This is a genomic window from Flavobacterium sp. W22_SRS_FK3 (assembly GCF_052113665.1).
GTDB lineage: Bacteria > Bacteroidota > Bacteroidia > Flavobacteriales > Flavobacteriaceae > Flavobacterium.
The window spans coordinates 38008-52227 of record NZ_JBGQOF010000005.1 but is presented as its reverse complement, the minus strand read 5'-3'; the positions used below and the strand labels follow the sequence as shown (position 1 = coordinate 52227).

General features: G+C 34.4%; 10 protein-coding genes. 9 read left to right on the top strand and 1 reads right to left on the bottom strand.

What is annotated here, in order from left to right:
* Window positions 1-8 precede the first annotated feature (8 nt).
* From ACEN2I_RS06210 to ACEN2I_RS06200, 3 genes are read left to right on the top strand one after another with little or no spacing between them, the layout of a single operon-like run.
* Window positions 9-2171 (top strand): molybdopterin cofactor-binding domain-containing protein, encoded by a 2163-nt coding sequence (locus tag ACEN2I_RS06210; RefSeq protein WP_441765230.1) that lies wholly within the window; start codon window positions 9-11, stop codon window positions 2169-2171.
* 56 nt (window positions 2172-2227) lie between these two features.
* Window positions 2228-3250, top strand: a complete 1023-nt coding sequence (locus ACEN2I_RS06205) for an XdhC family protein (protein WP_441765229.1) — start codon at window positions 2228-2230, stop codon at window positions 3248-3250.
* A gap of 2 nt (window positions 3251-3252) precedes the next feature.
* The gene (locus tag ACEN2I_RS06200; protein WP_441765228.1) at window positions 3253-3846 is read left to right on the top strand and encodes a nucleotidyltransferase family protein; all 594 of its coding nucleotides are present in this window, start codon (window positions 3253-3255) and stop codon (window positions 3844-3846) included.
* A gap of 29 nt (window positions 3847-3875) precedes the next feature.
* Here ACEN2I_RS06200 and ACEN2I_RS06195 read toward each other — a convergent pair whose 3' ends face one another.
* The gene (locus tag ACEN2I_RS06195) at window positions 3876-5450 is read right to left on the bottom strand and encodes a Na+/H+ antiporter (protein WP_441765227.1); all 1575 of its coding nucleotides are present in this window, start codon (window positions 5448-5450) and stop codon (window positions 3876-3878) included.
* 592 nt (window positions 5451-6042) lie between these two features.
* On the opposite strand from ACEN2I_RS06195, the gene ACEN2I_RS06190 reads away from it, so the two are divergent.
* From ACEN2I_RS06190 to ACEN2I_RS06165, 6 genes are all read left to right on the top strand, one after another.
* On the top strand, window positions 6043-6435 hold the full coding sequence (locus ACEN2I_RS06190) for a hypothetical protein (protein WP_441765226.1): 393 nt from the start codon (window positions 6043-6045) through the stop codon (window positions 6433-6435).
* Window positions 6436-6587: 152 nt separating this feature from the next.
* Window positions 6588-7673: an efflux RND transporter periplasmic adaptor subunit gene (locus tag ACEN2I_RS06185; protein ID WP_441765225.1), complete on the top strand. Its 1086-nt coding sequence runs from the start codon at window positions 6588-6590 to the stop codon at window positions 7671-7673.
* Window positions 7674-7695: 22 nt separating this feature from the next.
* Window positions 7696-10902: an efflux RND transporter permease subunit gene (locus ACEN2I_RS06180; RefSeq protein ID WP_441765224.1), complete on the top strand. Its 3207-nt coding sequence runs from the start codon at window positions 7696-7698 to the stop codon at window positions 10900-10902.
* Window positions 10892-12328 carry a TolC family protein gene (locus tag ACEN2I_RS06175; RefSeq protein WP_441765223.1) on the top strand — a complete coding sequence of 479 codons (1437 nt, stop codon included), beginning with the start codon at window positions 10892-10894 and terminating at the stop codon, window positions 12326-12328. Before ACEN2I_RS06180 ends, ACEN2I_RS06175 begins: the two co-directional genes overlap by 11 nt.
* A 605-nt stretch (window positions 12329-12933) precedes the next feature.
* Complete coding sequence (locus ACEN2I_RS06170) at window positions 12934-13581, top strand: BON domain-containing protein (RefSeq protein ID WP_441765222.1); 648 nt, start codon at window positions 12934-12936, stop codon at window positions 13579-13581.
* 142 nt (window positions 13582-13723) lie between these two features.
* Window positions 13724-14176: a response regulator gene (locus ACEN2I_RS06165; protein ID WP_441765221.1), complete on the top strand. Its 453-nt coding sequence runs from the start codon at window positions 13724-13726 to the stop codon at window positions 14174-14176.
* Window positions 14177-14220 lie beyond the last annotated feature (44 nt).

Here is a 14220-nt window from a genome sequence, read left to right as displayed (position 1 = left end):
CTCATCCGATGATAAAAAATAATAACATAGAAAATACAAGAAGAAACTTTCTAAAACTTACCGGATTGGGAGGTGCAGCGCTGTGTCTTGGTTTTTACTTTCCTGCAAATGGCATGCCTTTGCTTGTAAGGCCTTCGGAACTCAGTGAATCACAAATCGAATTGTGTCCCTGGGTCATTATCAATCCATCAGGAAAAGTAACTATTGTGAATCACAGGGCAGAGATGGGTCAAGGTTCGTATCAGTCGGTACCGCAAATTGTAGCTGAAGAATTGGAAGTGGATATGAACGATATCAATGTCATATTTGCAATTGGCAACGAAAAAAAATATGGCGGACAAATTACCGGAGGAAGCTCAACGATTCGTTCTTCATATAAAAAATTGCTCAAATTAAGTGCTGCAGCGCGTGAAATGCTAATTGCTGCAGCTGCGGAAAAATGGAATGTTTTGGTTTCTGAATGTTATGCAGCATCAGGACATGTTATTCATAAGCCTTCAGGAAAAAAAGCACATTATGGAGAACTTGCCGAAGCAGCGTCAAAACTGGAAGCCCCGAAAGAACCAAAACTTAAGAAAATATCAGAATATAAATTAATTAGAAAACCTCTAAAAAGAATTGATACCCCGTTTAAAACCAATGGAGAACTAATTTTTGGACTTGACAAAAGAATTCCGGGAATGTTATTTGCTTCTGTAGAGCGTGATCCTCGTTATTTTGGGAAAATCAAAAGTTTTGATGCGACTGCTGCATTAAAAGTCCCTGGAGTTAAGAAAGTATTTAAAGTCGAAATGGGCTATTACGAATACATCCGTGAAGGAGTTGCCGTAGTTGCCGATTCAACCTGGGCCGCTCTTGAGGGCCGAAAACAATTAAAAGTAGAATGGGATAGTAGTGGTTTTAAGCATTGGAGCACACCAGAAATATTTGAAACTCAAAACAAATTATTAAGTACTCAGGAAGGAATGTCACTTAAAACACAAGGCATTCCTACTGAAATATTATCTAAAGCGGCTAAAAAAATAGATGTAGTGTATCAAACACCATATCAATCGCACGTTGCTATGGAACCGATAAATTGCATTGCACATCATAAAGGAGACTCAATTGAAATTTGGGGACCAATTCAGGCACCTGGATGGGTTCAGGACTATGTAAGCAAAAAATTTGGAATTGAGAAAGAGAAAGTGATTGTTAATATGACTTTTCTTGGAGGTGGTTTTGGACGTAAAGCTATGAATGATTATCCGTATGAAGCAGTTGCGGTCTCAAAAGAGTTAGGCGGTCCCGTTCAGGTAATCTGGACACGTGAGGATGATGCCACTCTGGGACCATTTCGCCCGGGAATTTCATATCGTTGTGAAGGAGCTATTACAAACGGAAAAATTGACGCATTGAAGTTCAGGATGGCAGGTCAAAATAATGGTCACTGGAGTGGAGGATCAAAGACTAAACCGAATGGAAGTACAAGTGAAGGATTTTTAAAACCTTATTATGAAAGCATCAAAAATTTAAGCATTTCAGATGTATTATTTGAAACTACTATTCCCACGAGCTTTTGGCGATCTGTATATGCTTCTACAAACGGATTTGCCTATGAAAGTTTTATTGATGAAATGGCTCACGAAGCAGGAAAAGATCCTTTGGATTTTCGTCGGGAACATTTGCAGGAAGAACGTTGCCAAAAAGTTATTGATAAAATGGAAGAAGTTTCTGGCTGGAAAAAACGAAAAAAAAATGAGGGATATGGTCTAGCGATTACAGAATGTTTCAACTCAACAGTAGGGCAGGTTGTAAAGGTTTCCAAAAATCCTGACGGAGGTGTTACAATTGATAAAGTCTGGGCTGTTATGGATTGTGGCTGGTATGTAAATCCGGATATTATTGAAGCTCAGGTTGAAGGATCCATTGTCATGGGATTAGGTGCTGCAACTACTCATCAGATTACATTTAAAGATAATGTTGTCGAACAACATAATTTTTATGATTATCCTATGCCACGAATTAATGAAATTCCATCCATAGAGGTTCATATTATCGATAATCAAGAAGATGCTGGAGGAGTTGGTGAACCGGGACTTCCACCTTTTGCTCCGGCTTTAACCAATGCTATCTTTGATTTGACAGGCAAACGAATCAGAACTTTACCTTTTAGTCTTGGAACCGTTTAATCAATTAGTAAATTGTCATCTGTTGCAGGTATACTTATTTTAAAAAGGATTGAAATATGATGCACGAATTATTAAAATTAAAAGAATCGTACATTTTAGCCCAAAAAATGGGCCTTAAAAGCATTATGGCAACGGTTGTTGCTATTGAAGGTTCGTCATACAGAAGACCGGGTGTTCGTATGCTGATATTTGAAAATAATACAATGACGGGGGCGGTTAGCGGTGGCTGTGTTGAAAATGCAATTCTCAAACAATCTCAGTCTGTATTTTTGGATAATAAAGCAAAGATGATGGTTTATGACGGCAGATATCGATTAGGATGTGAAGGGATTTTGTATATTCTTTTGGAACCTTTTTGTCCTGATGATGCTGTTTGGCAGACTTTAGATACTATTGTACAGAAAAGGCAATCATTAGAAATAGAATCCTTTTACACAAAAACAGAGGAAAGTCAGCCAGGATTAGGATCTGAGTTTCATTTTGAAGATAAAAATTTTACCTTTTACAATGTCGAATTAGACAAATCTCTTTCAGGTTATACGCAAGTATTAAAACCACGTTTTCACCTAATTATCGTTGGATCTGAACATGATGCCGTGCAATTATGTCATTTCGCTTCTTTAATTGGTTGGGAAATCACTATTGTGGCATCCGTCAAAGATCCCAAAACAATAGGTAATTTTCCTGGTGCAGAATGTGTTGTTCATTTATTGCCTGAAGAAATAGGTTCTCTTTCCATAGATAATGAAACGGCTGTTATTTTGATGACACACAGTTATACCTCCGATTTAAAGTTTCTTCTCGAATTGAAAAATACACAACCTGCTTATCTTGGTCTTCTTGGTCCGTTCAAGAGACGAAATCAGTTATTAAACGATTTTTTTGAACACACTGATTCTTATAATGAAGGTTTACTAGATGTGGCTTATGGACCATCAGGAATTAGTATTGGAGCAGAAACGCCTCAGGAAATAGCAATCAGTATTATTGCTGAGATACTTTCAGTAATACGAAAAGAGGAGCCAATATCCTTAAAATATAAAAACAGCGCTATTCACTCCAAAATTATAATTGAATAGTAATGACTCAAGTTGCTATAGTAGTATTAGCTGCAGGAAGTGCTAAAAGAATGGGGCAGCCAAAGCAGTTGCTGCATTGGGGAAATTCTACTTTATTGGGTAGTGTAATTAAAAATACTTTGTCAACTGATGCCGATATTTTTTTTGTAGTTCTGGGTGCATACAGAAATGAAATTGAGCAACAAATAAATTTGTCAAAAAACATTGTGCTGATTAATGAAAACTGGCAGCATGGACTGGGTAGTTCTATAGCAGCGGCAACTACAGAAATAGAGAAAAAATATCCAAATATCCACGCTATACTGTTTGTATTGGCAGATCAGCCTTTTATTAGCAGTATTCACTTAAATACAATGATAAAACTTCATAATAAAGAAAAAGAAGCAATTATTATAACCAAAAAAGATGATTACAGGGGAGTACCTGTTTTATTTCCAAGAAATTTTTTCTCAGAACTGATTTTATTATCCAATGATGAAGGGGCGAAACAAATCATCAACAGAAATAAAAAACTAATTAAGGAAGTTGTAACAGATAACGACACAGTTGATATTGATACGTTCAAATCCTATATTGCATTGCATAAAACTGAATAATATAGCAATTAAAAAAAACTAAAATAATTCTAAATATATCGCAGTTTCTCTTCTTCAATGTCCAAATAATGCATCTGTCTTCTAATGATTGATTCGTCTAAAGTCTGATCCTCTTTATTTCTGTTTACCAGCCATTGTCTTTGAATATGTAATAAATCGAGATAAATGACTTTAAGATCGGTTCCAATGGATTCATTATCAACTCCGTTACTATGCTGTTCCCATTTGTGAATAAGATGCTGTAATGGAGCATGATTATCTACCTGATCGTTATAATTAGTTTTTAAATAATGTATGGTATATTGCGCTAATTCTTGTCTTAACAGATTATAAGCTTCATCACGTGGTATTGGATCATATATATCAGTAAGTTTAATTTTTTTAATAAAATAAGGTAATGTTAATCCCTGAATTAACAAAGTCAAAAGAATCACAATAAAGGTAATAAACAAGATTAGGTTTCGTTGTGGAAAACCATTTCCGTTATTCAAATATACAGGTATAGATAGTGCGGCTGCCAATGAGACAACACCTCTCATTCCGGTCCAGCCCAGTATAAAAGGTGTTTTCAGACCTGGATTTCTCCTATCAGCTACTGTGATAAAATTACGAGCAATTAAGGTTACAACAACAGCCCCATAAGAAGAAAGTATCCGACTGATGATCAAAACAAGTGTTATTACTACCCCATAACCAATTGCTGATGGAAGACTAACTTCTTCAAGTCCTTTGGTGATTTGCGGTAAATCTAATCCGATCAGCATAAAAACAAATCCGTTTAGTATAAAACAGAAGCTTTCCCAGACATTTCCACCACGAAGTCGGGATTTGCTGCTAAGAAAACGATGCCTGTTATTCGACAAAAGCAAACCTCCGGTTACTACTGCCAAAACCCCTGAACAATGGACTTCTTCAGCCGCCAAATAGATGATGTAAGGTGTAAGTAAAGATAAAACGATATCGACATTAGCATCTGTTGGCAAATATTTATGGGCTTTCATAAAAAGCCATCCGATTAATAGCCCAATTGACACTCCACCAACAATCATCCAGCCAAAAGTTGTGGCAGCTTTAGAAAAGATAAATTGTTCTGTTGCAACAGCAATCATTGCAAATCTGAAAATTATTAAGGAAGATGCATCATTCAATAAACTTTCGCCTTCTAAAATAGATGAAATGGTTTTTGGTACTTTAACAAATTTTAAAATAGCACCAGCGCTGACGGCGTCTGGGGGAGAAACAATTCCACCCAATACAAATCCTAATGCCAATGAAAATCCGGGTATAATATAATTGGCAACCAATGCGACCGAAAGTGCCGACAGAAAAACAACTACAAAAGCAAAACTTGTAATAATTCTTCTCCAGCGCCACATTTCTTTCCATGAAACAGCCCATGCGGCTTCATATAATAAGGGTGGCAAAAAAATAAAAAATATAAGTTCCGGTTCTATGTTTATGGCTGGTACACCCGGAACAAAACTAATCACCAAACCAGCGAGTACCAACAAGACAGGATAGGCTACTTTTATTTTATTTGCCAGCATAATCAGCAATAAAATAACGACTAATATGCCTAGATAAAAAGGGAAATTTTCAAGCATTTTTTTTAGTTTATGATGGCAAATTTATTGGATTCTTCATATAAGTCTTTTCCGAAAAATTTTGTAGCTAAATTAATCAATTTTGATAAAAGGTGTTATTTAGAAATTTGCTCTTTTCTTTTGATGAAATAATTTGAAGAAAGATATAACAAAAAGTATAATATTACTATAAGAAAAACTTCTTTCATAATTGGAGTCAGTAAATCAAAAGCAGGTTAAAATTTATTTGATTAAATTATTATAAATGCGTTAGGCAGTTTGTTTATGATTGCAACCGGTTTTTGTTTCTTGTATTTTAAATCTGGAGCACTTCTTCTAGTATTTTAAGGAATAGGGATATAGATTTACATTACCGTCGGCAATTATAATTCGTTTATGGTTATGTTTGTACTTAAATTTCATTTCTTTACGTATTTCAAAAAGAAATAGGATTTCTAAGATTCTGCTTCATTGCTGAATTTTTAAATTGTTTATAATAAAAAAACGATATTCTAAAATAAAGCGTTATAATAATCATAAAAAAATATGTTTGCAAAATTTGTAAATTCTATGATTGTATTTATAAGAACGATTGTTTAAATTTGTAGCTCTTATGAAAAAAGGATTCACTAAATTTTTGCTTTTACTTGTCATTCTGTTTAGCGGATATGGTAATTTTTATGGGCACTTTAATGACTTAAGTGACATGAAAATTAGTTCTGCAATTCTTATAAAAAGAAGCGCGTACGGAGAAAAATATTTAGATAAAAGACACTCATTTGAAACTTTTAAAAGAAAAGCTTGTTTTCTTGACAACGAAGACACAGAAGAGAATTTTTCTACTATTCAAAAGCAGCTTGTAAAAAACAATTATTTTTTAAATTTCTTATCTCATAATAAATTAGCAGTTTATTCAGTAGCCTTCACTAAAAAGGTAAATGACTGTAAAATTTTTAATTTACTTTCTAATAAAGTATATCTTCTCTTTCAGGTTTTTAGAATTTGATTTTTAATCAGTAGTATTTTCCAATTACTTATTATTTATTGTTTTTTATCCTTTGTTTTTCTATTAAAACAAATGGGTAAGGACTTCTATGGTCTTGCTTTAAGACTACTTTAAAATTAAAAAAATCATTTCGTTTAAACGTTTAAATTATTATGAAGAGAATCCTCATGCTCCTAAGCTTATGTATTTTACTATTGCATACCAGCTGCAACTCCAAAAAAGAAGAAGCAAAAGAAGAAAAAACCAAGTTTTTGGTTACCAATCCAATTGAAAAGGACACTACTATTACAAAAGAATATGTATCTCAAATACACTCTATTCAGCATATTGAATTACGGGCACAGGAACGTGGGTATCTGCAGAAAATCTATGTTGATGAAGGTCAGATGGTAAAAAAAGGACAATTATTGTTTAAAATAATGCCAACACTTTATGAAGCCGAATTAAAAAAATCTAAAGCAGAAGCCAGTTTCGCAGAAATAGAATATAAAAACACAAAAAAACTGGCTGATGGAAATGTGGTGGCTCCAGGAGAATTGGCAATGGCAAAAGCAAAATTAGAAAAAGCGAATGCAGAAATGTCTTTAAGTCAGGTTCATTTGCAGTTTACTGAAATTAGAGCGCCATTTGACGGAATTATTGACAAATTTCATGTTCGACAAGGAAGCTTGGTCGACGAAGGAGAGCTGCTTACAGAATTAGCAGATAATAGTTCAATGTGGGTATATTATAATGTTCCGGAATCAGAATATTTAGATTACCAGCAAAATGCAGATAAAGGAGGCAAAATAAAAGTGAATCTTTTAATGGCTAACAATCAGAGATTTGCTTATCCTGGAGTTGTAGAAACTATCGAAGCTGATTTTGATAATGAAACAGGTAATATTTCCTTTAGAGCGACTTTTCCAAATCCCAAGAGATTATTACGACACGGAGAAACCGGGAGTATTGAAATGCCAATTGAGTTGAAAAAAGCCATGCTTATTCCGCAAAAAGCCACTTTTGAGGTTTTGGATAAAAAGTACGTTTATGTAATTGATAAAGATAACGTTATAAAATCTAGAGAAGTTGTTATTGCTGCAGAAATGCCGCATTTATTTGCGATAAAAGAAGGTTTGTCAGTAAATGATAAGATTCTTTTAGAAGGGTTACGTCTTGTGAAAGAAAACGATAAAATTGACTACAAAGTCGTAAAACCTGAATCAGTACTGTCTCATTTAGAACTGTATGCAGAGTAACGAATCTTTAAAAAAATAAAAAATGTTTAATAAATTTATACATAGACCTGTTTTTGCAATTATAATTTCGATTGTAATTGTTTTTATAGGTACGCTTGCCATCAAGCAGCTTCCTATATCACAATTTCCTCAGATTGCACCAACAACAGTAAATATTTTCATTGCTTACCCCGGAGCGAGTGCCGATGTATTGGTAAAATCAACCTTGGTAACGTTAGAAAACTCTCTAAACGGAGTGCAGGGTGTTCGTTATATGGCAACTGATGCAACCAGTGCAGGAGAGGCAACACTTAGAATAATTTTTGAACCAGGAACCGATCCCAATCAGGCCGTTATTAGGGTCAAGACCAGGGTAGATCAGGTAATGCCATTATTACCTGAACTGGTTCAGCGTGAGGGGGTGGTAATTACACCAATTCAGCCGAGTATGTTGATGTATGTCAACCTTTATTCAAAGAGCAAAAGTATGGATGAAAAATTTCTATACAATTATGCTAATGTGAAAATGATTCCTGAAATCAGCAGGGTAAAAGGGGTTGCAAGATCACAAATATTAGGTAGCCGTAAATATGCTATGCGTGTTTGGTTAAATCCGGACAGAATGAGAGCATACAAAATTTCTGTTGAAGAAGTTATGGAAGCCTTGCAAGAACAAAGTATTATTGGCCGACCTGGTCGTTTAGGACAAAGTTCTGGTATTGCTGCTCAATCTTTAGAATATGTTTTAACGTATAAAGGAAGATACAACGAGCCAAAGCAATACGAAAATATCATTATCCGTGCCAATGGAGAAGGAGAAAGTATCCACTTAAAAGATATTGCGACAGTTGAATTAGGAAGTGAATTTTTCGATATCTACTCTAATTTAGATGGACATCCGTCTGCGGCTATCGTACTAAAACAAAACTACGGAAGTAATGCGAGTGATGTAATTAATGATGTGAAAGCCAAACTGGAAGAAATGAAAGCTAGTTTTCCTCCAGGAATGGATTATAAAATTAGTTATGATGTATCGAATTTCTTAGATGCCTCTATTGACCAAGTAATGCACACTTTACGTGATGCTTTCATATTAGTTGCTTTAGTAGTATTTGTGTTTTTAGGAGATTGGCGTTCGACTTTGATTCCTATCATTGCGGTACCAGTATCGTTAATTGGGGCATTTTTTGTGATTCAAATGCTGGGAATGTCGATTAACTTAATCACATTATTCTCTTTAGTATTGGCAATTGGTATTGTGGTCGATAATGCCATTGTCGTCGTCGAAGCAGTCCATGCCAAGTTTGAAGAATTTCCACATATTACTCCATACAAGGCAGTACAAATGGTACTTGGTGAAATTGGAGGAGCGGTTATTGCCATTACAGCGGTTATGGTTGCAGTATTTATTCCAATTGCTTTTATGACGGGACCTGTTGGTGTTTTCTACAGACAATTCTCGGTTACAATGTCGAGTTCTATTATAATTTCAGCAATTGTAGCTTTAACCTTAACACCAGTTCTTTGTGCAATTTTATTAAAAAATAATCACGGAAAAGAAAAGAAAGGAAATGTTTTAACCAAAGCGCTAGATGGTTTTAACAGATGGTTTGACCGATTAACAGGTAAGTATGTTGCTGTTTTAAAATCAATTGTGAGTAGAAGATGGCTGACGTTTTTCATCTTAATCGGATTTTGTGCCGCTATATTTATTGAAAACCAAGTATTGCCTTCAGGATTTATTCCAAGTGAAGACCAAGGAACTATTTACGGAATTATTCAAACACCTCCAGGATCAACTTTAGAAACTACAAATGAGGTTGCGCAACGTCTTCAAAAAATTTGTGAAGATGTAGAAGGAGTAGAATCAGTTTCATCTTTAGCAGGTTATGAAATTATGACAGAAGGTCGTGGTTCTAACGCAGGTACCTGTTTGATTAACCTAAAATCGTGGTCAGATAGAAAACATTCTGTTAAAGAGATAATGGAAGAGTTAGAAGAAAAATCAAGAAATCTTGGTGCCGTCGTTGAGTTTTTTGAACCGCCAGCAATTCCAGGTTTTGGATCTTCGGGAGGTTTCTCAATGCGTTTGTTAGACAAGACAACTAGTACCAATTACCAAGAGTTTGACAAAATCAACAAACAATTTTTAGCAGAATTAGCAAAACGCAAAGAATTGACTGGGTTATTTACTTTCTTCGCGGCCAACTATCCGCAATATGAATTAGAGTTTAATAATGACTTGGCAATGCAAAAAGGAGTTTCTATTGGAAAAGCGATGGAAAATCTGAATATTTTAATTGGTAGTACGTACGAACAAGGTTTCATTAAGTTTGGACGTTTCTTTAAAGTATATGTTCAATCTGATCCTAAATTTAGGAGACTTCCTTCCGACGTTTTAAATCTTTTTGTAAAAAATGATCATGGCGAAATGGTTCCGTATTCTGCTTTTATGAAACTTAAAAAGACGCAGGGGCCTAATGAGGTAACGCGTTATAATATGTATAATTCAGCGGCTATTCAAGGTCAACCGGCAAAAGGGTATACCACGGCTGATGCTATTAAAGCGATTAAAGAAGTATCGGCGAAAACTTTACCAAAAGGATACGATATTGCATGGGAAGGACTTTCGTATGATGAAGCGAGTAGAGGTAACGAGTCACTTTACATATTCTTAGTAGTATTGGCATTTGTTTACTTCGTATTAGCAGCGCAATATGAAAGTTTTATTATTCCGCTATCGGTAATTTTATCAATCCCAATTGGACTTTTAGGTTCTTTTGTAATACTTCAGTTGATGGGGTTGCAAAACGATATTTATGCCCAGATCGGACTTATTATGCTGGTCGGATTGCTCGGTAAAAATGCCGTATTAATTGTCGAGTTTGCAGTTCTCAAGCATCAGCAAGGGGCTACAATTCTTGAAGCGGCTATTGAAGGGGCAAAGGTTCGTTTCAGACCTATCTTAATGACTTCATTTGCGTTTATTGCCGGATTGATTCCTTTAATTTTTGCTTCTGGTGCAGGTGCCATTGGTAACCGTACCATTGGAGGTTCAGCCTTGGGGGGAATGCTTTTTGGAACCATCTTTGGTGTAATTGTAGTTCCGGGATTGTATTACATTTTTGGCTCATTGGCTCAAGGCCGAAAACTAATTAAAGGAGAAGAAGAGAGTTCATTATCAGATGATTTTATGCATCATGTGCATGATTTTTCAACAAACGATCAAACGCAAGAAAATGAAGAATAACAAAAAAATAAAATACGCAGGTTTGTCTTGTATCTTACTATGTTTTTTAGGATGCAAAGCGCCATCTGTAATAGAGAGAACAGAAAATAAAACAGTGCCGGAAGTCTATGCAAACGCTTCTCAGGATACAGTTAATTCTGCCAAGATACAATGGCAAAATTATTTTACAGATGAGAATTTAAAAAACCTGATTGAGATTGCCTTAAAGAATAATCAGGAACTAAACATTACATTACAGGAAATTGAAATTGCCCGTAGTGAAGTAAGAGCAAGAAAAGGAGAATATTTGCCTTTTCTTGGCTTTAATGCAGGAGCAAGCCTTGATAAATCTGGTCGATACACCAGTGCGGGTTCCGGTGAAGCTACTACAGAAATTATGCCCGGTAAAGAAACACCTGATCCTTTGCCAAATTATGGCTTTGGATTATCTGCATCATGGGAAATTGATATCTGGAATAAACTGCATAATGCTAAAAAAGCAGCTTTAAACAGGTATTTAGGTTCTGTTGAGGGCAAGAATTTTGTAGTTACCAATCTGATTGCCGAAGTAGCAAACTCGTATTATGAATTATTAGCTCTGGATAATCAATTGGCAATTGTAAAGCAAAATATAGACATTCAGTCTAATGCGCTAAAGGTTGTGAAAATTCAAAAAGAAGCAGCCAGAGTTAACGAGCTTGCTGTACGTCGTTTTGAAGCGCAAATACTCAATACGCAAAGTCTACAGTTTGATATTCAGCAGGAAATCTATCAAATGGAAAATAAAATTAATTTTTTATTAGGACGTTTTCCTCAGTCGATTGTCAGAAATGCGGATATTTTTAATACTATGATTCCGCCTTTGGTTCATGCCGGAGTTCCATCTCAGTTATTGGAAAATCGACCTGACATTAAGAAAGCAGAGATGGATTTGTTGGCCGCAAAATTGGATATAAAAGTAGCTAAGGCTAAATTTTATCCTTCCTTGGGAATTTCAGCAGGAATAGGATATGAAGCTTTCAACACTAAATATTTGTTGACTTCTCCGGAATCTCTATTTTATTCACTGGCAGGTGATCTGGTAGCACCATTAATTAATAGAAACGCGATTAAGGCAAGCTATATTTCGGCGAATGCCAAACAAATGCAGGCCATTTATAATTATGAAAAAACTTTAGTGAATGCTTACATTGAAGTAGCAAATCAATTATCAAAAATCAAAAACATTTCACAAAGTTATGACCTGAAATCAAAACAAGTTCAGGCACTTAATGAATCAATACAGATTTCGAATAACTTGTTTAGCTCAGCAAGAGCTGATTATATGGAAGTCTTGCTAACGCAAAAAGATGCATTGGAATCTAAATTTGAACTTATTGAAACCAAAAAACAACAAATAAATGCTTTTGTATCTGTATACAAAGCTTTAGGTGGTGGATGGAATTAATAAGTTTGTTTTAATTTTTTTATTTGTAGTGAGAAGAGGCTGTCCGAAAGGGCAGCCTCTTTTTACTTATAAATTTCCAAGACTCATTATGCACATATACAAGGTTTAAAATGATATTCTAATCAGGAGAATGAAAACACAGAAATTTTAAAACAAAGTATTGAAGAAATAAAATCACATGCGAATGACAATTCTATAAATCTTGTGAGGCATACAACTACTATGAGAACCCTTTTTAAACCGTAAATCTGGAAGAAGAGCAGTTAGGTTTTTATAAGTTTTATTAAAAATATGTACATCGAACATCTAGGTCAATTAACATAGAGGATGAAAAAAAAACATAATGAATTTAAATAAATATTACTTATTAATAATCAAAAAATATATAATTGGTTTCATAGAGAGAATAAAAAAACTATTCCTTTTTTCTTAAATAGTTTAGAAGGCTATATTAATGTTTCATATCACTTTTTACATTGACAAAAATCATTTTTTTTTGAATTTAATTACTTCAATTTTGCCTTTTGATATACTACTTATTATACTTTTAAAAATAAGGATATCAATGCTTAACAATGAAAAATCTAATCTAATGAAAAAAAGTAATGATGTTTTACGTAAAAGAAATTATAGAAGCGATAAAATGGGAGCCCATTTTACAATCTAACAAAATAGAGGTTGGTGTGGAGGATGGAATTGTTAGTCTTACAGGAACTGTATATAATTACAGTCAAAAAAAAGAAGCTGAAGATATTATTAAGGATATCTCAGGTGTCAAGACCTTTATAAATGATGTGAGGGTTGATCTATCTTTTTCAGCAATTAGAAATGATGAAGAGGTTGCCAGTTCAGTTATCAAAGCATTAGAAGAAAAATGGGTTATACCGAATCACCTACTAAAAGTTATAGTGAAGGACGGATGGGTAACGCTTGAAGGTATTTTGCATTGGAATTTCCAGAGGAAGACTGCAGAAAATAGCATCCGTTATCTGGAAGGTGTAAGGGGAGTTATAGACAAAATAGTTATTGAAGCTGAAATAAAAAATGATCTTGAGAAGGAGATTGTGGAGAAAGCATTGAGCCGCAGCTGGATTCTTGATATAGGTAATATTAAAGTCAGAGTTGATAGCAAAACGATATTCCTAAGTGGTATTGTAAGTTCGCTTTTTCAAAAAGATGAAGCAGAAAGGATTGCCTGGAATACAGCTGGAGTTTGGCAGGTAGAAAATGAAATTTTAGTAGAGTTTGACTAATAAGTACTGATGTTTACAAATCATTATGGCTAAAACCATACAATTTTGCAACCTGCTGTTTATTTTTAATTTATTGTTTAATCAATAATATATTACTTAATGTTTATTAAAGCGTACATTTGGAGTAAATGAGAGATAACTAATGAATAATAAGGAGAATATACGTATTTTACTCACTGATGACGATCAGGATGACAGAGACTTTTTTGCTGACGCAGTTGAGGATATGCATCTTAATTTTCCGGTTGAATTTTGTAAAAATGGATCGGAGCTTTTAAATCGTCTTTATAATAGAAATCTTGTTATTCCTGATATTATTTTTTTAGATCTTAATATGCCTGTAATGTCAGGTTTCGAAACATTGCAGCAAATTAGGGAAGATGATTTGTTTAAACATATTCCAATAATAGCAATATATTCCACCTCAGCATCCCAAGAGGGAGTAAAGAACACTTTTAGATTAGGAGCCAATGCCTATATTGTTAAACCTAATGATTTTAGCGATTTAAAGAAATTAATAAAAAAGATTATCGAAATGGATTGGAAAGAAAAGTCGGAACATTCAAAATTCGAATCTTTTATCATTGCGCTTTAGGGTGGAAATAATTCTTTAATCCTATTTCCTGCAGTTGAATAAAC